This is a genomic window from Vibrio sp. A2-1, assembly GCF_021728355.1.
In the GTDB taxonomy this organism is placed as follows: Bacteria; Pseudomonadota; Gammaproteobacteria; order Enterobacterales; family Vibrionaceae; genus Vibrio; species Vibrio splendidus_K.
The window spans coordinates 98,182-120,997 of record NZ_JAKKCO010000008.1 but is presented as its reverse complement, the minus strand read 5'-3'; the positions used below and the strand labels follow the sequence as shown (position 1 = coordinate 120,997).

At 44.3% G+C, this 22,816-nt stretch carries 22 protein-coding genes; 11 read left to right on the top strand and 11 right to left on the bottom strand.

Annotation, left to right across the window (positions count from 1 at the left end; all coding sequences use genetic code 11):
* Positions 1–75: 75 nt before the first annotated feature.
* Positions 76–735: a carbonate dehydratase gene (gene can / locus L3V33_RS19880; RefSeq protein ID WP_004735453.1), complete on the top strand. Its 660-nt coding sequence runs from the start codon at positions 76–78 to the stop codon at positions 733–735.
* Between the two features lie 94 nt (positions 736–829).
* Here can and hpt read toward each other — a convergent pair whose 3' ends face one another.
* Positions 830–1,360 carry a hypoxanthine phosphoribosyltransferase gene (hpt, locus tag L3V33_RS19875; protein ID WP_004735452.1) on the bottom strand — a complete coding sequence of 177 codons (531 nt, stop codon included), beginning with the start codon at positions 1,358–1,360 and terminating at the stop codon, positions 830–832.
* Positions 1,361–1,697: 337 nt separating this feature from the next.
* On the opposite strand from hpt, the gene L3V33_RS19870 reads away from it, so the two are divergent.
* Complete coding sequence (locus L3V33_RS19870; protein ID WP_017079965.1) at positions 1,698–2,303, top strand: LuxR/HapR/OpaR family quorum-sensing transcriptional regulator; 606 nt, start codon at positions 1,698–1,700, stop codon at positions 2,301–2,303.
* A 193-nt stretch (positions 2,304–2,496) separates the two neighbouring features.
* On the opposite strand, the gene lpdA is transcribed toward L3V33_RS19870, so the two are convergent.
* The 5 genes from lpdA to ampD all read right to left on the bottom strand — a co-directional run bounded on the left by lpdA (position 2,497) and on the right by ampD (position 10,629).
* Positions 2,497–3,924 carry a dihydrolipoyl dehydrogenase gene (gene lpdA / locus L3V33_RS19865; protein WP_004735450.1) on the bottom strand — a complete coding sequence of 476 codons (1,428 nt, stop codon included), beginning with the start codon at positions 3,922–3,924 and terminating at the stop codon, positions 2,497–2,499.
* A 242-nt stretch (positions 3,925–4,166) separates the two neighbouring features.
* Positions 4,167–6,035 carry a pyruvate dehydrogenase complex dihydrolipoyllysine-residue acetyltransferase gene (aceF, locus tag L3V33_RS19860; protein ID WP_237291072.1) on the bottom strand — a complete coding sequence of 623 codons (1,869 nt, stop codon included), beginning with the start codon at positions 6,033–6,035 and terminating at the stop codon, positions 4,167–4,169.
* 26 nt (positions 6,036–6,061) lie between these two features.
* Entirely contained in the window at positions 6,062–8,725 is a 2,664-nt protein-coding gene (gene aceE, locus L3V33_RS19855) for a pyruvate dehydrogenase (acetyl-transferring), homodimeric type (protein ID WP_076678245.1), read from the bottom strand.
* A 62-nt stretch (positions 8,726–8,787) separates the two neighbouring features.
* The gene (pdhR, locus tag L3V33_RS19850) at positions 8,788–9,549 is read right to left on the bottom strand and encodes a pyruvate dehydrogenase complex transcriptional repressor PdhR (protein ID WP_004735446.1); all 762 of its coding nucleotides are present in this window, start codon (positions 9,547–9,549) and stop codon (positions 8,788–8,790) included.
* Positions 9,550–10,029: 480 nt separating this feature from the next.
* Positions 10,030–10,629: a 1,6-anhydro-N-acetylmuramyl-L-alanine amidase AmpD gene (gene ampD, locus L3V33_RS19845; RefSeq protein WP_237291071.1), complete on the bottom strand. Its 600-nt coding sequence runs from the start codon at positions 10,627–10,629 to the stop codon at positions 10,030–10,032.
* Positions 10,630–10,712: 83 nt separating this feature from the next.
* Here ampD and nadC point away from each other — a divergent pair, with 83 nt between their 5' ends.
* The 8 genes from nadC (at position 10,713) to yacG (ending at position 17,829) form a co-directional block, all read left to right on the top strand.
* Entirely contained in the window at positions 10,713–11,603 is an 891-nt protein-coding gene (gene nadC / locus L3V33_RS19840) for a carboxylating nicotinate-nucleotide diphosphorylase (protein WP_017079961.1), read from the top strand.
* Between the two features lie 255 nt (positions 11,604–11,858).
* Positions 11,859–12,299, top strand: coding sequence for a prepilin-type N-terminal cleavage/methylation domain-containing protein (locus tag L3V33_RS19835; protein WP_171330433.1), 441 nt, complete (start codon positions 11,859–11,861; stop codon positions 12,297–12,299).
* Complete coding sequence (gene pilB, locus L3V33_RS19830; RefSeq protein ID WP_171330431.1) at positions 12,300–13,985, top strand: type IV-A pilus assembly ATPase PilB; 1,686 nt, start codon at positions 12,300–12,302, stop codon at positions 13,983–13,985.
* A gap of 14 nt (positions 13,986–13,999) precedes the next feature.
* Positions 14,000–15,229 (top strand): type II secretion system F family protein, encoded by a 1,230-nt coding sequence (locus tag L3V33_RS19825; RefSeq protein ID WP_237291070.1) that lies wholly within the window; start codon positions 14,000–14,002, stop codon positions 15,227–15,229.
* 67 nt (positions 15,230–15,296) lie between these two features.
* Entirely contained in the window at positions 15,297–16,166 is an 870-nt protein-coding gene (locus tag L3V33_RS19820) for an A24 family peptidase (protein WP_004735439.1), read from the top strand.
* A gap of 2 nt (positions 16,167–16,168) precedes the next feature.
* On the top strand, positions 16,169–16,783 hold the full coding sequence (coaE, locus tag L3V33_RS19815; RefSeq protein ID WP_171315089.1) for a dephospho-CoA kinase: 615 nt from the start codon (positions 16,169–16,171) through the stop codon (positions 16,781–16,783).
* 26 nt (positions 16,784–16,809) lie between these two features.
* Complete coding sequence (gene zapD / locus L3V33_RS19810) at positions 16,810–17,550, top strand: cell division protein ZapD (RefSeq protein ID WP_017087400.1); 741 nt, start codon at positions 16,810–16,812, stop codon at positions 17,548–17,550.
* Positions 17,551–17,631: 81 nt separating this feature from the next.
* Positions 17,632–17,829, top strand: coding sequence for a DNA gyrase inhibitor YacG (gene yacG, locus L3V33_RS19805; RefSeq protein ID WP_004735515.1), 198 nt, complete (start codon positions 17,632–17,634; stop codon positions 17,827–17,829).
* Between the two features lie 283 nt (positions 17,830–18,112).
* Here the strand turns inward: yacG and rplS are convergent, their stop codons facing one another.
* The 5 genes from rplS to ffh all read right to left on the bottom strand — a co-directional run bounded on the left by rplS (position 18,113) and on the right by ffh (position 21,727).
* Positions 18,113–18,466, bottom strand: coding sequence for a 50S ribosomal protein L19 (rplS, locus tag L3V33_RS19800; protein ID WP_004735514.1), 354 nt, complete (start codon positions 18,464–18,466; stop codon positions 18,113–18,115).
* Positions 18,467–18,525: 59 nt separating this feature from the next.
* A complete protein-coding gene (gene trmD, locus L3V33_RS19795) occupies positions 18,526–19,266 on the bottom strand; it encodes a tRNA (guanosine(37)-N1)-methyltransferase TrmD (protein ID WP_086048771.1) in 741 nt (246 codons plus the stop codon).
* A 26-nt stretch (positions 19,267–19,292) separates the two neighbouring features.
* On the bottom strand, positions 19,293–19,847 hold the full coding sequence (rimM, locus tag L3V33_RS19790) for a ribosome maturation factor RimM (protein ID WP_237291069.1): 555 nt from the start codon (positions 19,845–19,847) through the stop codon (positions 19,293–19,295).
* 24 nt (positions 19,848–19,871) lie between these two features.
* Positions 19,872–20,120 carry a 30S ribosomal protein S16 gene (gene rpsP, locus L3V33_RS19785; protein ID WP_004735508.1) on the bottom strand — a complete coding sequence of 83 codons (249 nt, stop codon included), beginning with the start codon at positions 20,118–20,120 and terminating at the stop codon, positions 19,872–19,874.
* A gap of 212 nt (positions 20,121–20,332) precedes the next feature.
* Positions 20,333–21,727, bottom strand: coding sequence for a signal recognition particle protein (gene ffh / locus L3V33_RS19780; protein WP_004735506.1), 1,395 nt, complete (start codon positions 21,725–21,727; stop codon positions 20,333–20,335).
* Between the two features lie 200 nt (positions 21,728–21,927).
* On the opposite strand from ffh, the gene L3V33_RS19775 reads away from it, so the two are divergent.
* Positions 21,928–22,722: an inner membrane protein YpjD gene (locus L3V33_RS19775; protein WP_017079954.1), complete on the top strand. Its 795-nt coding sequence runs from the start codon at positions 21,928–21,930 to the stop codon at positions 22,720–22,722.
* Positions 22,723–22,816: the final 94 nt, after the last annotated feature.

Here is a 22,816-nt window from a genome sequence, read left to right as displayed (position 1 = left end):
ACGCAGTTTTTACGGGATTGAATTTGTAACATTGTGTATAGTTACAATTCTTAATGAAGGGATGTAAGACGCAAAATGCCAGAGATTAAACAGCTTTTTGAAAACAACTCTAAATGGTCTGAAGAAATTCGCTCTCAAAGACCTGAGTATTTTACAACGCTTGAAGAAGGGCAAAGCCCTGGCTTTCTATGGATTGGCTGCTCTGATAGCCGAGTACCGGCCGAGCGTCTCACTGGTTTGTATTCTGGCGAACTGTTTGTTCATCGAAATGTAGCAAACCAAGTGGTTCATACTGATCTCAACTGCTTATCCGTTGTGCAATACGCCGTTGACGTGCTCAAAGTTAAACACATTATTGTATGCGGTCACTATGGCTGTGGTGGTGTTAATGCAGCGATTGATAACCCTAAACTTGGCCTTATCAACAACTGGCTACTCCACATTCGCGATAACTACCTTAAGTACCGTAAGCAAATTGAATCTCTACCCCGTGAACAATGGGGTGACAAGTTGTGCGAAATTAACGTTGCTGAGCAAGTCTATAACCTTGGTAACTCAACCATCATGCAAACCGCATGGGAACGTGGACAAGATATTGAAATCCACGGCGTAGTTTATGGTATTGGTAACGGCAAGCTACAAGACCTTGGCGTTCGTTGTTCAAGTAATGACACGTTAGAAAATAGCCACTTAGAAGCGCTTGAAAAAATCCTATCGTCTCCCACTCTTGGTTAACCTTTAACGTCTAACCCGTTGATATAAGAAAGAATACATATAAGAAAGGCTCGCATTGTGCGAGCCTTTTTTGTTTTTCTTCACAGAGCAGTGATTACTCTTGAGGTACTACTTTACCGATGTACGGTAGGTGACGATATTTTTGTGCGTAGTCGATACCAACACCAACAACGAACTCATCAGGAATCTCAAAACCAATCCACTTTGTATCGACAATCACTTCGCGGCGAGAAGGCTTGTCTAATAACGTACAGATTTCGATAGATTTAGGGCCACGTAGGCTCAAAATCTCTTTCACTTTAGTCAGTGTGTTACCTGTATCGATAATGTCTTCTACAAGCAGAACATCTTTACCTTGGATATCATCATCAAGGTCTTTCAAAATACGAACGTCACGTGAGCTTTCCATGCCGTTGCCGTAGCTAGACGCGGTCATGAAATCAACTTGGTGAGTTAAATCGATAGCACGAGCAAGATCCGCCATAAAGACAAAAGATCCACGTAATAAGCCAACTAAAACGAGATCTTCACTGCCTTTGTAGTGCTCCGTGATCTGCTTGCCTAATACGTTCACTCGATCCTGAACTTCTTGCTCAGAGATCATGACTTCAACTGTATGCTTCATACTGCTCTCATTTTATTTGGTGATTGCGACGAATGTTGACAGTTTCGTCAGTTGTGTCGCTCAATTTTGTGGGTAAGTCTAGCACTGCTCAAATACCCACACCACCTTATGGTTCTAATTTACTGTGAGATTCTCAATTAAATGTGCGCTGATGCCCTATCCAATACTCGCTTCCTTTCACATCAATCCTGATCACGCTTTATGGATCTAGTTTGATGTAACTGCCTATAAAACAAGCTCAAAGGATTGACCATTCGCATATGCACCATTACACTCATCTTGGCTTAAATAATAATAAAATCATTAATATAAAAATTTCGTTGGCAAGGAAAATAAAATGGACTCAATATCTAAGAGACCTAGAACTAGGCTTTCACCTTTAAAAAGAAAACTTCAATTGATGGAAATCGCTCTTGAGGTATTCTCTCGCCGCGGTATTGGTCGTGGTGGACACGCTGATATTGCAGACATCGCTCAGGTGTCTGTAGCAACGGTATTTAATTACTTCCCTACCCGTGAAGATCTGGTTGATGAAGTGCTTAATCATGTTGTACGCCAATTCTCTAACTTCCTTTCAGACAATATCGATCTGGATATTCACGCAAAACAAAACCTACATAATATTGCGACTGAAATGGTGACGTTAGTGGCTCACGATAGCCATTGGTTGAACGTATGGTTTGAATGGAGCGCTTCGACTCGTGATGAAGTATGGCCTCTATTCGTAACCACCAACCGCACTAACCAAATGTTAGTACAAAACATGTTTAGTAAAGCGATCGAACGCGGCGAAGTTTGCGACGATCACGACCCTAAACATCTAGCGAACCTATTCCACGGCATTTGCTACTCACTGTTCATTCAAGCGAAACGTGTAGAAACGCCAGAAGAGCTTTCAAGCTTAACGGATAGTTACTTGAACATGCTGTGCATTTATAAGTAGATTCGAGATAAATGATTTAAGGGTTGGCCTAATCGGTCAACCCTTTTTTTGTAGAATGGAATGGCTCTTCGCATCCCGAAGCGCAGCGTACTCGCATCTCGGAGTGAAACGTTCCTATTCCTTACTTCAGATATAAAAAAACCGCTGACGAATCAGCGGCTTTTAAAAACATTAGCGAGTCGTTAAGAAAGAATTACTTCTTCTTTTTTACTGCTTTTTTGTTTGGAAGGTCAGTGATTGAACCTTCGAATACTTCCGCAGCTAGACCAACAGACTCGTGTAGAGTTGGGTGAGCGTGGATAGTCAGTGCGATATCTTCTGCATCACAACCCATTTCGATTGCTAGGCCGATTTCGCCAAGAAGTTCACCACCGTTAGTACCAACAACAGCACCACCGATTACGCGATGAGTATCTTTATCGAAGATCATCTTAGTCATACCGTCAGCACAGTCTGAAGCGATTGCACGACCAGAAGCAGCCCAAGGGAAAGTAGCAACTTCGTAGTTCAGGCCTTCCGCTTTCGCTTCTTTCTCAGTCTTACCTACCCAAGCAACTTCTGGCTCAGTGTACGCAATTGATGGGATTACTTTAGGATCGAAGTAGTGCTTCTTACCAGAGATAACTTCAGCAGCTACGTGACCTTCATGCACACCTTTGTGAGCAAGCATTGGTTGACCAACAACGTCACCGATCGCGTGGATGTGAGGAACGTTAGTACGCATTTGCTTATCAACATTGATGAAACCACGCTCATCAACTTCGATACCCGCTTTTTCAGCGTCGATAAGTGCACCGTTTGGAACACGACCGATAGCAACAAGAACAGCATCGTAGCGCTCAGCTTCAGCTGGTGCTTTTTTGCCTTCCATTGAAACGTAGATACCGTCTTCTTTCGCTTCAACAGCAGTCACTTTAGTTTCAAGCATTAGCTTGAACTTGTTCTTGATGCGTTTAGTGAAGACTTTAACGATGTCTTTATCCGCAGCAGGGATAACTTGATCGAACATCTCAACAACTTCAACTTTAGAACCTAGAGAGTGATAAACCGTACCCATCTCAAGACCGATGATACCGCCGCCCATGATAAGCAGTTTTTCTGGTACTTCGTTTAGTTCTAGTGCATCCGTAGAATCCCAAATACGTGGGTCTTCATGTGGGATGAACGGAAGTTTGATTGGGCGAGAACCCGCTGCAATGATTGCATTATCAAAGTTAATTGTTGTCGTTTCTTCGCCAACAACTTCGATGCTGTTAGGACCAGTAAACTTACCGAAACCGTTAACAACAGTAACATTACGCATCTTAGCCATACCGCCAAGACCGCCAGTCAGTTGATCAACTACTTTGTCTTTCCAGATACGAACTTTGTTGATGTCCGTTTGTGGCTCGCCGAATACAACGCCGTGCTCTGCCATCGCTTTTGCTTCTTCAATTACTTTAGATACGTGAAGAAGTGCTTTTGATGGAATACAACCAACGTTTAGACATACACCACCAAGAGTGCTGTAACGTTCAACTAGTACTGTTTCTAGACCTAAATCCGCACAACGGAATGCCGCTGAGTAGCCAGCAGGACCTGAACCAAGTACAACAACTTGGGCTTTAATTTCTTTGCTCATTGTGACCTCTTGTAGTCATTATCCCTAACAGGCTGAGTAGATGTTCTTAAAATTATTGGGCTTTCAAACAGGAAACATTTTACAGAGATGTTAACAGTGTGAAAGTAGCTTTAAGTTAGCCTGTGAGCTAGACAACAATTCCCCCGCAGTTTATGAGAAATGCCGGAAACTGTTCTCTAAAAATAGTCTTTATATAAAGAATTAAGGTGACCCGAAAGTCACCTTAATAATTACTTTCTCAATTACAGTACTAGACGACGAATGTCAGATAGTGCGCTGTTTAGGAAAGTAATGAAGCGTGCACCTTCAGCACCATCGATCACGCGGTGATCGTATGATAGAGACAGTGGAAGCTGTAGACGTGGTTGGAACTCTTTACCATTCCAAACTGGCTTAATCTCAGACTTAGATACACCTAGGATACCTACTTCTGGCGCATTTACGATTGGTGTAAATGCAGTACCGCCAATACCACCAAGGCTAGAGATTGTGAAACAACCGCCTTGCATGTCTGCCGCTGTTAGCTTACCAGAACGTGCTTTCTTAGAAACAACCATTAGTTCTTCAGATAGCTCGTAAATACCTTTCTTGTTCACGTCTTTGAAAACAGGAACAACTAGGCCGTTTGGTGTATCAACTGCGATACCCACGTTTACGTACTTCTTAAGAATGATGCTTTCGCCATCGTCAGAAAGAGACGAGTTGAATGCAGGGAATGCTTCTAGCGCTTTAGCAACAGCTTTCATGATGAACACAAGTGGAGTGATCTTCATGCCAGTGTCTTTCTTCGCTTCGATTGCGTTCTGTTCTTTACGGAATGCTTCTAGCTCAGTGATGTCTGCGTTGTCCCACTGTGTAACGTGCGGGATCATTACCCAGTTACGGTGCAGGTTAGCGCCAGAGATCTTCTTAATCTTAGAAAGCTTCTGAACTTCAGTTTCGCCGAACTTGCTGAAGTCAACTTTTGGCCACGGTAGTAGACCAAGAGCAGAACCGTCGCCGCCTTTGCCAGATGCTGCAGCACCAGACTCAAGACGCTTAAGTGCATCTTTAACGTAAGACTGAACGTCTTCTTTAAGGATACGGCTCTTACGACCAGTACCTTTAACCTTAGAAAGGTTAACGCCAAATTCGCGAGCAAGACGACGAACAACTGGAGATGCGTGCGCGTAGTCACCGTTCTCTTGGAAGTCGCCAGCTGCTGGAGCTGGAGCTGCCGGAGCTGCTGCTTGTGCTGGAGCTGAAGCCGCAACAGCTACTGGAGCTGCGCCTTCAACAACGAAAGTCATGATTGAAGAGCCTGTTGACACTTTGTCGCCAGCTGCAATCTTGATCTCTTTTACTGTACCAGCGAATGGTGCAGGCACTTCCATTGAAGCTTTGTCGCCTTCAACAGTAATTAGAGATTGCTCTTCTTCTACTGTATCGCCAACCGCTACCATGATTTCAGTAACTTCTACTTCGTCACCGCCGATATCTGGAACGTTCACTTCTTTCTCAGCAGATGCTGCTGGAGCAGCTGCAACTGGTGCCGCCGCTGGAGCAGGAGCTGCTGCAACTGGAGCGCCAGAGCCTGCCACTTCAAATACCATCACTAGAGAACCAGTAGATACTGAATCACCAGAAGCGATCTTGATTTCTTTAACGATACCAGCGAATGGTGCAGGAACTTCCATTGAAGCCTTGTCACCTTCAACAGTAAGAAGAGATTGCTCTTCTTCTACTGCGTCGCCGATAGCTACCATGATTTCAGTTACTTCAACTTCATCACCGCCGATATCAGGAACGTGAACTTCTTTAAGCTCAGCCGCCGCTGCAGGAGCAGCTGCAACAGGTGCCGCCGCTTCAACTGCTGGAGCAGCCGGTGCTGCTGCAGCACCTTCCGCTTCGAAGATCATGATAAGAGAACCAGTAGAAACAGAATCACCTTCTGAAATCTTGATTTCTTTAACGATACCCGCTTGAGACGCAGGAACTTCCATTGAAGCTTTGTCGCCTTCAACAGTGATCAGTGACTGTTCTTCTTCAACCTTGTCGCCAACGTTTACAAGAATCTCAGTTACTTCAACCTCGTCAGCACCGATGTCTGGTACATTAATTTCGATTGTCATTGTATTTACCTACCTTAATGCCAGTCTTATGCGTATTGCGGGTTAGTTTTTTCAGTGTCAATATCGAACTTAGCAATTGCTTCAGCAACAACTGACTTCTCGATATCACCACGTTTAGCCAGTTCAGTTAGAGCTGCAACTACGATGTAGCCAGCGTTAACTTCGAAGTGACGACGTAGGTTTGCACGGCTGTCAGAGCGGCCGAAACCATCTGTACCAAGTACTTTGTAAGACTCAGTTGGCATGTACGCACGTACTTGCTCAGCGTAGTTCTTCATGTAGTCAGTCACTGCGATTGCAGGTTCTTTACCAAGAACAGTCGTGATGTACGGTACTTTCTCTTCAGCTTCTGGGTGAAGCATGTTGTCACGCTCTACCGCTTGGCCGTCACGAGTCAGTTCGTTGAACGACGTTACTGAGAATACATCAGATGCTACGCCGTACTCTTCGCTTAGAATTTCAGCAGCTTTACGCGCTTCGTTCATGATAGTACCAGAGCTCATTAGTTGAACTTTGCCCTTAGCACCAGCGTGAGATTCAAGCTTGTAGATACCCTTACGAATGCCTTCTTCAGCGCCTTCTGGCATTGCTGGCATTGCGTAGTTCTCGTTCATTACTGTTAGGTAGTAGTAAACGTTCTCTTGGTTCTCACCGTACATGCGACGGATACCGTCTTGCATGATAACCGCTAGCTCGTAAGCAAACGTTGGGTCGTAAGAGATACAGTTAGGGATCGTGTTCGCTTGAATGTGCGAATGACCATCTTCGTGCTGTAGACCTTCACCATTCAGTGTTGTACGACCTGCAGTAGCACCTAGTAGGAAGCCACGAGCTTGTTGGTCGCCTGCTAACCAAGCCATGTCGCCTATACGTTGGAAACCGAACATTGAGTAGTAGATGTAGAACGGGATCATCGGTAGATCGTTTGTGCTGTATGAAGTTGCAGCAGCAACCCATGAAGCCATAGAACCTAGTTCGTTGATACCTTCTTGAAGAACTTGACCAGACGTTGCTTCTTTGTAGTAAGAAACGATGCCTTTATCTTCAGGTGTGTATTCTTGACCGTGTGGGTTGTAGATACCAACCTGACGGAATAGACCTTCCATACCGAATGTACGAGCTTCATCACAGATGATAGGAACGATGTTCTTACCAATGTTCTTATCTTTAAGAAGGATGTTTAGCGTACGTACATAAGCCATAGTTGTAGAGATATCACGCTTCTGTTCACCTAGTAGAGGTGCGAATGCGTCTAGCTCAGGAACCTTGAATTCTTGAGTAAACTTAGGAAGACGTGCAGGCGTGTAACCGTGTAGAGCATTACGACGAGCGTGCATGTATTCGTATTCAGGCGTACCTTCTTCTAACTTCAGGTAAGGAAGTTCTGTGATTTTCTCATCAGAAAGAATGTCTTCTAGGCCTAGGCGATCACGTAGGTGTTGAACATGAGTCATGTCCATTTTCTTAACGCCGTGTGCAATGTTCTTACCTTCAGCTGCATCACCCATGCCGTAACCTTTAACAGTTTTAGCTAGGATTACCGTTGGCTTACCGTTTGTCTCTTTTGCATTGTTGAATGCAGCAAACAGTTTAGAAGAATCGTGACCACCACGCTTAAGAGCGAAGATTTCGTCATCAGTCATGTCTGCAACTAGTGCAGCTGTTTCTGGGTACTTACCAAAGAAGTGCTCACGTACGTATGCGCCATCTTTAGATTTGAATGTCTGGTAGTCACCATCGATAGTTTCGTTCATTAATTGAAGAAGCTTACCAGTCGTGTCTTTAGCCAGTAGAGAATCCCAGTTGCTACCCCAGATAACTTTAACAACGTTCCAACCTGCGCCTTTGAATAGGCCTTCAAGTTCTTGAATGATGCTGCCGTTACCCATTACAGGGCCGTCTAGACGCTGTAGGTTACAGTTGATTAGGAAACATAGGTTGTCTAGCTTCTCACGCGCAGCGAAAGAGATCGCACCACGTGATTCTGGCTCATCCATCTCACCGTCACCTAGGAACGCGTATACGCGTTGCGCTGAAGTTTCTTTCAGGCCACGGCCGTCAAGGTACTTAAGGAAGCGCGCTTGGTAGATCGCAGAGATAGGACCAAGACCCATAGATACTGTTGGGAACTGCCAGAACTCAGGCATCAGTTTCGGGTGCGGGTAAGAAGGAATACCTTTACCATCAACTTCTTGACGGAAGTTATCTAGCTGTTCTTCAGTTAGACGACCTTCAACGAATGCACGAGAGTAGATACCTGGAGAGATGTGACCTTGGTAATAAACTAGATCGCCACCGTCCGTCTCATTTGGAGCACGGAAGAAGTGGTTGAAACATACTTCGTAGAACGCTGCAGCTGACTGGTAAGAAGCCATGTGACCACCAAGGTCTAGGTCTTTCTTAGAAGCACGCAATACGATCATGATTGCGTTCCAGCGAATAATCGAACGAATACGACGCTCAAGAGTTACGTCACCAGGGTAAGCTGGCTCTTGTGCTGCTGGAATTGTGTTGATGTAGTTCGTGTTGATGCCTGTAGCCATATCAACACCATCTAAACGCGCTTTATCTAGAACTTGTTCTAGTAAAAACTGTGCACGTTCTACACCTTCTTCACGTACTACTGACTCAAGAGCTTCTAACCAATCTTGAGTTTCCAGAGCATCAACGTCATGCTTCATGTCAGACATGGCGATCTATCCTTTTTGTTAGTTGGATTCTACTAAACACGTAAATAGCCGAAGTATTACGGCTATTTACCCTGTTGAATTCGACGTAAAGAACGTTCGCGGCGCGATTCTTCTTTGGTCAAATCCATCAATGTTTCTTCGATGTAAGCTAAATGAGAATGTGACATTTCACGCGCCTGTTCTGGCTGCCCTGAAACGATCGCATCTACAATGTTAGCTCGATGTATACTCACTTTCTCCACAACGTCTTTACGACGATGCAACAGCTTTAAATTTTCTAAGACATTTTGTTCGAGTAACGGAGCCAAACTACGAACAATGTGTAATAACACCACATTGTGCGCTGCCTCTGTTAAAGCAATAAGAAAAGCCATCACTGCTGCAGATTCGGCTTCAATATCACCCTTATCTTGCGCGCCGTGAATTTTTTCTTGGCATGCTTGAATTCGAGCAAAGTCTTCATCAGTGCCACGTAATGCCGCAAAGTAAGCCGAAATCCCTTCCATCGCATGACGCGATTCCAACAAGTCTAGTTGGGTTTCAGAATGGGACGACAACAAATTAAGCAAAGGATCTGAAAAGCTTTTCCAGATATTTTCGCTAACAAACGTACCTCCACCTTGACGGCGAGTAAGCAAGCGTTTTGCTTCTAAACGTTGTATCGCTTCTCGGATTGAAGGACGAGACACATCGAACTGTTTCGCTAGTTCGCGCTCAGGCGGCAACTGCTGCCCTGGAGCCAGTGTTCCTTCCACTATCAACCTTTCTAACTCTTGTTCGATAACGTCCGAGAGTTTTGGCTGACGAATCCTTTGATAAGCCATAGTTTGTTGTTCTTCTTTTTCTTCGCTGACAATTGGTAATACCAATTTTAAGTTGGGCAGAAATTAACATAATTAAAACGCCACTGTCCAGTGCAAAATTGACCTGCATCATAGAACACAGCATGAATTAACCATGATTTAACAAATGAAATTTAAAACAGCAACTAAATTGGTCTTACCATTTACAGGGGTAATACTTTTGGGGAGGTTTCGTGCTAGAAAGTTTCAGGATAAAAATGAATTGTTTCAGAAAGATTAGTGCCACTTGTTTAAAAATCAAACCAAGCGCACATTTAGGATGGAAATTCTGTTCATAAGTTTTAATAAATTAGCGTTTGATAAGCTCGTCACACTCTCGATTTATTGATGCTCTCCTCTCCACCACTTTCTTTACATAGCAACAACAAAAATTCACAAGTCATTATGCCAGGCGTTGACTATTGAACGCCTAACAGCAGTAAGGCTATCTAAAGTTGAGGCTTAGCCCTTGAGCTTTTCTTTAAATTTCTGCCAGTCGAAAACCAAGCCAGGATCGGTTTTGCGCAGAGGCGCAATATATTGGTGGCCTGTGATTCGTTCAGTGGTAATTTGAGGGAAGCTCGATACCAGTGTTTCCGTTAATTGGGTAAGCGCTTGATACTGCTGCTCGGTGTAAGCCACAAAGTCACTGCCTTCCAGTTCAATACCAATCGAGTAATCATTACACCTTTCACGGCCGGCAAAGCTGGACTGGCCAGCGTGCCAAGCTCTATCAAGGAACGAAACAAACTGCACAACCTCACCATCACGACGAATCAAGCAGTGTGCAGACACACCCATTTGGTGAATCACTTGAAAAAACGGGTGTTCTTCTGGGTCAAGTTTGCCCGTAAAAAACTGTTCGATGTAAGGTCCACCAAATTGCCCCGGAGGTAAACTAATGTTGTGAACCACCAGCAGAGAGATATCGCAGACGCTAGGTCTAACATCAAAATACGGGGAAGGAACATGCCGAGCGTTGTCATACCATCCGTTGAAGCTGATCGTCATCTTGGTCTCACTTTCTTTTCTGCTAGCACAATAAGATGTGACCTTACCCATAGAGCAGTCACGCTAGCCTCTTTAATTTGAAGTTAAGCAAGAGTATCATTCCATTCCCACTCCCTTTCAAGATTAGATTTGCGATGAAAAACACACATAACAGCCACCAACGCCTTGACTACTTAAAAGAGCAACTGCCTCTCGAGATCACTCGCTCAGTGGCTGAGACCATCAAAGAAGATCTAGGCGGAACGTTAGATCCAGCGGCTGATATTACGGCAAGTCTAATCCCAGCAGACGCAATCAACAGCGCTACCATCATTACCCGTGAGCACGGTGTGTTCTGTGGTAAAGCTTGGGCTGATGAAGTGTTTAAGCAATTGGGCGGTGAGGTAACTATCGAGTGGAACGTAGAAGATGGCGACAAGGTTGAACCAAACCAAACGCTTTGTAGCTTAACTGGCCCAGCACGTGCGCTATTAACCGGTGAGCGTAATGCAATGAACTTCATTCAAACGCTATCTGGCTGTGCGACAACAACAGCGATCTACGCAGACAAAGTTAAGCACACAGAATGCCGCCTGTTAGACACTCGCAAAACAATTCCGGGCCTTCGCAGCGCACTAAAATACGCTGTCGCTTGTGGTGGCGGTTTTAACCACCGTATCGGCGTTTTCGATGCTTACCTAATCAAAGAAAACCACATCATCGCCTGTGGTGGCATTGAGAAAGCTATCTCGACGGCAAAAGAGCTGAACCCAGGTAAACCTGTGGAAGTAGAAACAGAAAGCCTAGCAGAGCTAGAGCAAGCGATCAGCGCTGGCGCAGACATCATCATGCTAGACAACTTCACCACAGACATGATGCGTGAAGCCGTGAAAATCAATGCTGGCCGCGCAGCATTAGAGAACTCAGGCAATGTAACATTAGACACTATCGCAGAGTTCGCAGAAACCGGTGTTGATTACATCTCTGTTGGTGCACTGACTAAGCATCTAAAAGCGATGGACCTATCCATGAGATTTAAAGCGTAATCAACTGAATAGTAAATATATTTCCGTCAAAGGCATTGTTGATAACAGTGCCTTTTTTATTACCTAAATTATCAATATTTCAATCACTTATTTAAGTTGGTCGCATAATTTTGCGCGCCATATGAAACACCACACTAATAAACACGAAACCACTCGCGGCCAAACCTGAACACCATTCCACTTCCCCATCTCGACTTCTATTCTTTCCATCAACCAGTGCTTGCGCTGAAACAAACTAAATAATGGAATAGAACAATGAATAACAAAAATAAAAGAACAAATCAGAAAGGTTTTACGCTGATTGAATTAATGATTGTAGTGGCGATTATTGGTGTTTTATCTGCAGTGGCAATACCTGCTTATAAAAACTATGTCCAAAAAACAGAAGTCGCATCTGCTACTGCTACTGTAAGAGGTTTACTTACAAATATTGATATGTACCAACAAGAAAATGGGAATACATTTCCAACAGATATTACTAAAGTTGGCGGAACAGCAGCAATGAATGCTCTGGGTTCTATAACATTAGCTACAGCAGTCAGTGGCGGGACCGCTACATTTGGTTTTAGTGAAGGCTCATTAAAAGGTAGCACTGCTAGCGTTCAGTTTAAAAAGAATAATGATTCAGGTTGGGTATGTGCATCCAAAAATGTCCCTTCAGAATCAAGACCGAACAGCTGTACTGCGACCTATTAAATGCTCACCAACCTTCCAACCGTTCTTCGTCAGGCTGACTTGCTTAGCCTGACTCAAGAACAAGCTGTTGCGGAACATATACAAGATTCAGGTGTTTCTACACCTGAAGCTTTACTCGTTCTGGATTTCTTCAGCGGCGATTCCTTAGCAAACAACATTAAAACCATCTTCGGCTTACCGTTAGTACGATTAGCCAATACTGACTACGAATCCCTGTGTGAACAATTAGGACTTCGTGAACTGATTACTAAGTATCGTGCGATACCGATTTCAGTCTCTAGTTCTACTCTTACGCTCGCCTCGGCTGATCCGACCGACTTACAAGCTGAAGACGACTTTCGATTCGCTACAGGGTTGCAGATCGAATTGGTTGTCGCTAACTACTCTGAACTAGAAGGTGCAATACGAAAGCTGTATGGCCGTTCTATTTCCGGGCAAGATTCGAAACGTAAAGAGATCACCCAAGATGAGCTAGCCAACCTTGTTGAGATATCTGACGACGAGATAACGTCCATTGAAGACCTCAGCCAAGATGACTCCCCTGTCAGTCGCTTTATCAATCAGATTTTAGTCGATGCAGCACGTAAAGGCGCATCGGATATCCACTTCGAACCTTATGAAGAAAACTACCGCGTACGTCTACGTTGCGATGGGATCCTTGTCGAAATTCAACAGCCCGCCTCTCATTTAAGTCGTCGTCTATCGGCGCGCTTGAAGATTCTCGCCAAACTCGATATCGCCGAGCGTCGCTTACCTCAAGATGGTCGTATTAAATTACGTTTAAACGACGAACTGGCGATTGATATGCGTGTATCGACGCTGCCAACATTATGGGGAGAAAAGATCGTACTGCGTCTCTTAGATAGCAGCGCTGCCAATCTCGATATCGATAAGCTCGGTTACAGCGAGGATCAAAAAACACTCTACCTTAATGCATTGAAACGCCCACAAGGGATGATCTTAATGACCGGACCAACCGGCAGCGGTAAAACGGTTTCTCTCTATACTGGCCTTCGCGTTCTTAACACTACAGAACGCAACATCTCAACAGCCGAAGATCCTGTTGAAATTAACCTGTGTGGCATCAATCAGGTACAAGTGACACCTAAGATCGGCTTTGGTTTCGCTGAAGCGTTGCGATCATTTTTACGACAAGATCCTGATGTGGTGATGGTCGGAGAGATCCGTGATTTGGAAACCGCAGAGATCGCGATCAAAGCCTCGCAAACAGGCCACTTAGTGCTTTCGACACTGCACACCAATTCTGCAGCAGAAACCGTGACTCGCCTCTCTCATATGGGGATAGAACCTTTTAACCTCGCTTCATCATTAAGCCTGATTATCGCCCAACGACTAGCAAGACGATTGTGCGACCACTGTAAAGCCGCTGATGACTCACCTGATATATTTCTACGCCACTCTATTCCCAATAGCCAAATCATCTACAAAGCCAACTCACAAGGGTGTAATGAGTGTAATCAGGGATACTCAGGGCGAGTCGGTATTTATGAAGTCATGCCGTTTAGCGAGCAGCTAAAAAGCAGCCTGATTGACAAACCGAACGCGTTAGCCATTGAAAACTTAGCGCGCCGGGAAGGCATGAGAACTTTACAAGAGTCAGGACTAGATAAACTGCTTGAAGGCACCACCAGCTATCAAGAGCTACAACGTGTTCTATACCTATAATTCACGGAGCGAAAATGAGTAGTAAAAGCAAACAATCACAACTAAAAAACTACCATTGGAAGGGAATCAATAGTTCTGGCAAGAAAGTATCAGGGCAGAGCTTAGCGCTCACCGAATTAGAAGTGCGAGAGAAGCTCAAAGAGCAGCATATTCAGATTAAGAAAATCAAAAAGAAAAGCATCTCAGCAATCACTCGTTTAACCCATCGAGTCAAAGCCAAAGATATCACTATTTTGACTCGCCAACTGGCTACCATGTTGGCTACTGGTGTGCCCATCGTTCAAGCCATCAAGTTAGTGTCAGACAATCACCGCAAAGCAGAAATGAAATCGATTTTATCGCACATCTGCAAAGGTGTAGAAGCCGGCACGCCAATCTCAAAAGCGATGCGAACCGCAAGCCGCCACTTTGATGATCTCTATACCGACTTGGTCGCGACAGGCGAACTCTCCGGCAACCTTGCACAAGTATTTGAACGCTTGGCGACCTATCGAGAAAAGAGTGAGCAACTAAAATCCAAGGTTATAAAGGCTCTCATCTACCCAGCAATGGTTGTAGCGGTCGCCCTTACCGTTTCCTACTTAATGCTAACCATGGTCATCCCGGAATTTGAATCGATGTTTTCTGGTTTCGGAGCAGACTTACCTTGGTTCACTCAGCAAGTGCTTTATCTTTCCCACTGGATGCAGGCCTACAGTTTCTATACTGCGATCGGTATTGTTTTATTAATTCTGTCTTTTCAGCAACTGCGTCAGCGATCTTACTCGATTCGACTTTCAACCAGTCGTCTTGGTTTACGCTTCCCTATCTTGGGTGCTGTCATCACTAAGGCATCAATTGCAAAGTTCAGCCGAACGCTATCAACCAGTTTTAGTTCTGGGATTCCTATCTTAACCAGCCTTAAAACAACGGCTAAAACGGCGGGTAATCTACATTATGAATCGGCAATCATCGAGGTTCACCGTGAGACTGCTGCTGGCATGCCGATGTACATTGCAATGCGCAATACCAATGCCTTCCCGGAGATGGTTTTGCAGATGGTGATGATTGGTGAAGAGTCCGGAAATCTTGATGATATGCTCAATAAAGTCGCTTCCATTTACGAGTTCGAAGTAGACAACACCGTCGATAACCTAGGTAAGATTCTAGAGCCACTGATCATCGTATTTTTAGGCACCGTAGTTGGCGGACTTGTTGTCGCGATGTACTTACCGATCTTTAATCTTATGAGTGTGTTAGGATAGTTAAAAGCAACTAAACACCCATGAGCAGCCAACCTCTGCTCACCTTGATTAAGTGGTAAAGGACACTATGGAAGTATTTCACTACTATCCTTGGCTATTCCCCGTATTAGCTTTCATTTTTAGCCTTCTTATCGGCAGCTTCCTCAACGTAGTCATCCACCGTTTACCGATAATGATGGAACGAGAGTGGCAACAAGAGTGCTCGGAGTATTTCTCTCAATATAAAATTCCAGCGCCAGAGGGAAAGTTCAATCTCAGTATCCCTCGTTCTACCTGCCCGAAATGTAAAACCCAATTAAGAATCATCGACAATATTCCAGTATTAAGTTGGCTGTTCTTAAAAGGCAAGTGCCATAGCTGTGCTAACCCAATTAGCGCTCGCTATCCATTGGTCGAGTTGCTTACGGCGATACTTTGTACCGTAGTCGCGAGCCACTTTGGTTTCAGTTACTACGCCATTGCTTTGATTTTTTTCACGTTTGCATTGATTACCGCAACCTTTATCGATCTCGATACTATGCTGTTGCCTGACCAAATTACCTTGCCTTTAGTTTGGTCTGGTATCGCGTTAGCTCTGTTTAATATCAGCCCTGTATCGCTTCAAGATTCCGTGATTGGCGCAATGGCAGGCTACCTAGCACTTTGGTCGGTCTATTGGCTGTTCAAGCTGTTAACAGGCAAAGAAGGCATGGGTTACGGCGACTTCAAACTTCTGGCTGCGCTTGGCGCTTGGCTTGGTTGGCAACATCTCCCAATGATCATTCTTCTATCCTCACTGGTCGGCTTAGTTTTCGGATTGATTCAACTTCGCTTGAAACAACAAGGTATAGATAAAGCCTTTCCATTTGGACCTTACCTTGCGATTGCGGGTTGGGTGAGTTTGATGTGGGGCAACGACATCATGGGCTGGTATTTCACTTCTGTACTAGGAATTTAACCATGGCAATCATTATCGGATTAAGCGGTGGTATCGCCAGTGGAAAAACCACGGTTGCTAACCTCTTCAATGAACATTTTAATATTGATATTGTCGATGCTGATATCGTTGCACGCGAAGTCGTCGCAGTAGGCAGTGACGGCTTAAAGCAGATTACCGACCATTTTGGTGAGACGATCTTGCTTGAAGATGGATCACTTAACCGAAGTAAGCTGCGTGAGCTAATCTTCTCGGATCCCACAGAGAAACAATGGCTCAATGACCTGCTTCATCCCATGATCCGTAACAAAATTGACAGTGACCTGTCTAAAGTTACATCCCCTTATGGTTTATTAGTCGCACCGCTATTGGTTGAAAACCAAATGCAAAGCATGGCCGATCGCGTATTAATCGTTGATGTGCCAATAGAAGTGCAAATAGAGCGTACGATGAGTCGTGATAATGTTTCTAGGGAACAGGTTACAGCAATTTTAAAATCACAGGCTTCAAGAGAACAACGCTTAGCAGTTGCAGATGACGTGATTAAAAACCATACTAAAAACCAAGAACTTTTGCCTCAAATCACAGATTTACATCAAAAGTATCTGGCAATCAGTACTGTAGATGGGTCAGAATAGAATAATGTTGAATGAAGGTTTGCTCGATGATCACCCACAAATTTGAACATCCTCTAAATGAGAAAACACGCATCTACTTAAGAGTTGAATCACTCTTGAGGCAGCTGCACTTGTCTTCTACATTTTCCGATGCTCAACAGTATCAACTCTTTTTCCGTTCCATCTTTGATCTGATTGAAATCTTCGAACAGATCCAACTCAAGAGTGAACTCGCAAAAGATATTGAGAAGCAGCGTGTAACCTACAAAAGTTGGTTAGATGTTGAAGGTGTCGATCAAGAGATGCTGACTTCACTACTCAACGATATTAGTAACATCTATCGTGAACTGATGCAGGCGGAGCGTTTTGGGCAGTCACTTAAAGAAGACCGCTTCTTGAGTGCCATACGTCAACGCTTTAATTTACCAGGTGGCTCATGCTGCTTTGATTTACCCGCACTGCATTATTGGCTGCATCTTCCTCTTGATAAGAGAATGCGAGATGCCAAAGCTTGGATGGATAGCCTACAGCCTTTGTATGAAGCGCTAACACTATGGTTAAAGCTCACTAGAGAGACCGGTCACTTTAAAGAGCAAATTGCTCGCGCTGGCTTCTTCCAGAGCGATGCTGATGAAGCGAATATCCTTCGCCTTTCTATTCCAATGCAATACGGTGCCTACCCAATGATCTCCGGGCATAAAAACCGTTTTGCCGTTAAGTTCATGAGCTTTGAAACAGGACAAGCCTGTACTCAAGACATCGAGTTTGAATTGGCTGTCTGCAGCTAATTAATTTCCTTTTATAGTTTGGCTTGAGCCCTCACTCGAGCCTAAACTCTTTCTTACAATACCCTCTAATTAAGAATCACTATGTCGAAAAAAATCACCATCGTTAAATGCCCTCAATGTAATGCCGACGTTGAATGGGGCGAACAAAGCCCACACCGCCCGTTTTGCAGTAAGCAATGTCAGATGATTGATTTCGGTGAATGGGCAGACGAAGAGAACAGCATCGCTGGCGCACCAGACATGTCAGATAGCGATGGTTGGTCGGAAGATCCTCACTAAGCGAGTAGCGAGTAGCGAGTAGCGAGTAGCGAGTAAATTTTGAAGGGTTGGCGTTTACGTCAATCCTTTTTTATTGCATATAGCATGGTACTAATAGAGATTCCCTACTCCTTCCTTCGTCAGTCTAGGGAATGACGGTTCAATGTGAGTTTTGTTTTAGTCCGTCATCCCCAAGAGCGAGGAACGAGCGAATTGAGGCTCTCTTACCTACTCAGATCTAAATAGCAGACACAAAAAAGCGGAGCCAAATGGCTCCGCTTTTATCGATAGAATGCAAAAAGAATTACTTCTTAGTAAGCTTCTCTTTAATACGAGCTGACTTACCAGAACGCTCACGTAGGTAGTACAACTTGGCACGACGTACTGCACCACGGCGTTTAACTTCGATGCTATCAACCATTGGAGAGTGAGTTTGGAACGCACGCTCTACGCCTTCACCGTTCGAAATCTTACGAACTGTGAATGCAGAGTGTAGACCACGGTTACGAATAGCGATTACAACGCCTTCGAAAGCCTGTAGACGCTCACGGTCACCTTCTTTTACCTTAACCTGAACTACAACAGTGTCACCTGGTGCGAATTTAGGAAGGTCTGATTTTAGTTGCTCTTCTTCAAGAGCCTTGATGATGTTGCTCATTTGTATAAATTCCTAGAATAAACTGATACTAAATTTAATAGGTTACTGCTTGCTTTTCGTTAAGAGCGTTGCTCTTTAATGAATTCAGCCAGTAATTGTTCCTGTTCGTCAGTCAGAGCTAGGTTTTCCAGGAGCTCTGGTCTTCTTAGCCAAGTTCGGCCCAACGATTGTTTTAATCGCCAGCGACGAATGTCCTTATGGTTTCCAGACTTGAGTACCGATGGCACATCTTTATCGTCTAGCACCTCAGGGCGCGTATAATGGGGACAATCTAGCAAACCATTTGCAAAAGAATCTTCTTCTGCTGAAGCGAAATCTCCAAGTACACCCGGAACAAACCGAGAAACTGAATCAATCAACGTCATGGCTGGCAGTTCGCCACCCGTCATCACAAAATCGCCAATCGACCATTCTTCGTCGACTTCAGATTGAATAATGCGCTCATCTACCCCTTCATAGCGACCACAAATAAGAAGCAAGTTCTCATTTGTTGCCAACTCTTCAACACCTTTCTGGTCGAGTTTACGACCTTGAGGTGAAAGATAGATTACTTTCGCCTTTCCCGGTGCTGCTTGCTTGGCAGTTTGGATAGCATCGCGCAAAGGCTGAACCATCATTAACATGCCAGGACCACCACCGTAAGGTCTATCATCAACAGTGCGATGTTTATCATGAGTGAAATCGCGAGGATTCCATGTCTCAATAGATAAAAGACCTTTTTTAACCGCTTGACCTGTTACTCCAAAATCAGTAACAGAACGGAACATTTCAGGAAACAGGCTAATAATGCCAACCCACATGTGTTCTCTCGCTCTGTAATTTGGAGTTAGAATCCAGGATCCCAGTCAACTTCGATCCGGCGAGCTTCGCGATCAACTTTCTTGATCACTTGCTCTTCAAGGTACGGTACTAACCGTTCCTTTTGGCCAAAAGCATCTTTAAGGTTTGCTTTAATTACTAGAACATCGTTCGAGCCAGTTTCTAATAGGTCAGAGACCTCACCAAGGTCGTAACCTTTAGTGGTAAAAACTTGCATACCGAACAATTCGCGCCAGTAGAATTCATCTTCTGACAATTCAGGTAACGAAGCAGGGTCAATAGCAATTTCAAAGTTAGTCATCAGTTGCGCGTCTTCACGAACATCTAATCCCGCTAGCTTACATACATAACCTTGGCCATGACGTTTCCAGCTCTCAACTTTGTACTCAACCCACTTACCCTTTTGGTTTAAATACCAAGGGCTGTAATCAAATATGCTTTCAGCATTGTCTGTGTAGGAGAACACTTTAAGCCAGCCACGAATACCATAGGTAGACCCAAGTTTACCCATGACAATTCTATTATTTTGCTCGCTCATCGTTTCTTTACCCTTCATCGACATAAGCTATTTCTCTTTAAAAAAGAATTAAGCCGCTTTTTGAGCGTCTTTAACTAGCTTAGCTACACGATCAGATAGAGATGCGCCTTGACCAACCCAGTGGTTAACACGATCTAGGTCTAGACGTAGACCTTCTTCTTGACCTTGAGCAGTAGGGTTAAAGAAACCTACTTTCTCGATGAAACGGCCAGTTACAGAGTTACGGCTATCCGCAACTACGATTTGATAAAATGGGCGCTTCTTTGCACCGTGACGTGCCAAACGAATGGTTACCATGTCGTCCTCTTTGCTTTCTTAATAAAATAATTAACCCCAAGTATAAGTAAATAGCTTGGGGTCTCGTGCCAAATTAAAGCCCCGGAATTTTACTCTTATTCCGGTGCAATGCAAGGGCTTTAGCTATTTTTTCACCAACATAGCAACCGGACACTTTCTGTGACACGGCTAACACTATGAAAAGTAACGTAGCTAAAGCTTACATTTGTAGATTATCGACCAAACGGGTTAAAACCACCACCCATTCCGCCCATACCTCCACCGCCGCCCATCATGCCTTGCATGTTGCGCATCATGCCTTTCATTCCACCTTTCTGCATTTTCTTCATCATCTTCTGCATTTGAGTGAACTGTTTAAGCATACGGTTTACATCTTGTACCTGCGTACCAGAACCTGCAGCAATACGCTTTTTGCGTGAGCCTTTGATTAGATCTGGACGCTGGCGTTCTTTCATTGTCATAGAGTTGATGATCGCTTCCATTTGCTTGAACATCTTGTCATCAACTTTATCTTTAACGTTGTCTGGTAGCTGAGACATACCTGGAAGCTTATCCATCATGCCCATCATGCCGCCCATGTTTTTCATCTGACCAAGCTGCTCACGGAAGTCTTCAAGGTCAAAGCCTTTCTTCTCTTTGAACTTCTTAGCCAGTTTCTCTGCTTTCTCGGTATCAACGTTTTTCTGTAGATCTTCAATAAGAGACAGTACGTCGCCCATACCTAAGATACGAGAAGCAACACGATCTGGGTGGAATGGTTCTAGTGCGTCAGTCTTTTCACCAACACCTAAGAATTTAATCGGCTTGCCAGTGATATGACGAACAGACAGTGCAGCACCACCTCGAGCATCACCATCAACTTTCGTCAAGATAACACCGGTTAGTGGTAGCGTATCACCAAAAGCTTTTGCAGTGTTCGCAGCATCTTGACCAGTCATTGCATCAACAACGAACAGAGTCTCTACTGGTTTAATTGCAGTATGAAGCTCTTTGATCTCGCCCATCATCTCTTCATCGATAGCCAAACGACCAGCAGTATCGACAATTAGCACGTCGTAGAATTTCTTCTTCGCATGGTCGATTGCAGCGTTTGCAATATCAAGAGGCTTTTGATCAGCTGAAGATGGGAAGAAGTCGACGCCAACATCGCTTGCTAACGTTTCAAGCTGTTTGATCGCCGCTGGACGGTAAACGTCGGCAGACACAACCAAAACTTTCTTCTTGTCACGCTCAGTCAGGAGCTTAGATAGCTTACCTACCGATGTGGTTTTACCCGCACCTTGTAGACCTGCCATTAAAATAACGGCTGGCGGCTGTGCTGCTAGGTCAAGAGCCTCGTTAGACTCACCCATCACCGCTTCAAGTTCAGCTTGAACGATCTTAATGAATTCTTGACCAGGTGTTAGAGATTTAGAAACCTCAACACCCACAGCGCCTTCTTTTACGCGCTTAACAAAATCGCGGACAACGGGCAGTGCAACGTCGGCTTCAAGTAGCGCCATACGTACTTCACGCAGCGTCTCTTTTATATTGTCTTCGGTCAGACGACCTTTACCGCTGATGTTCTTCAGCGTTTTGGATAGACGATCCGTTAAATTATCAAACATAGTTTTCTCTTCGCTCAAAACTGCGACTATTACTGTGAGTATACATTAGCGCGGATTAGAGTCATACCCGTTGTAGAGCGTTAATCATCCACGCTTGTGATGTGAGACATTATTCACTTGGAATTGAATGAGGTTCACCATAGCCCCAAAGAGCGATGCGAGGTATAATTCGCCAATTAGTAATCATTTAAATGGATACCATGGACAGTCTTATTGCGATCGCAGCAGCCTTTCTTTATACAATGGCGATTTCCACGATCATTCCAGGTCTCGTGCACCAAACAGGAATCCGCGTAAAAACGGTGTTTATCAGCGCATTACTTGCTTTAGCTTTCCATGCTTGGTTGCTTGGCGATTTAATTTTTAATGCCAGTGGCCAAAACCTCAGTATCTTGAACGTTGCTTCATTGATCAGTTTAATCATCTCTTTGGTCATGAGCGGTGCGATGCTCAAAACCCGTTTGTGGTTCATCTTGCCGGTTGTTTATAGCTTCGCTGCTCTAAATCTAATGGCGGCCACTTTTCTTTCAAGCACGTTCATTAAACATCTAGAGAATGATCCAAAGCTGCTACTGCACATCTCTTTGGCTTTGTTCTCATACGCGACGTTGACTATCGGTGCGCTATACGCCCTGCAACTTGCGTGGCTAGATCACAAACTTAAAAAGAAAAAAGCGTTAGTGATAAACCCGAACCTACCTCCTTTAATGATGGTGGAAAGACAGCTTTTCAAGATCATTCTGATCGGTAATGGCTTATTAACAGGTACTTTATTGACAGGCCTTATCTTCGTACAAGATATGTTTGCTCAAGGAAAAGCACACAAGGCTGTATTGTCTTTTATTGCTTGGGTTATCTACTCCATCCTTCTATGGGGTCACTATCAGAAAGGTTGGCGTGGACAAAAAGTCACTTGGTTCGCACTTGCCGGTGCCAGCATGCTCACACTAGCCTACTTCGGTAGCCGCTTCGTTCAGGAAATCATCCTGAATTAGTCTGTAATATGAAGGCAAGGTCTCACACACCTTGCCTTTAAAATATTGAGTCCGTTAGATTCAATTGACATCTCGACCATGTTCGGTCATAAAT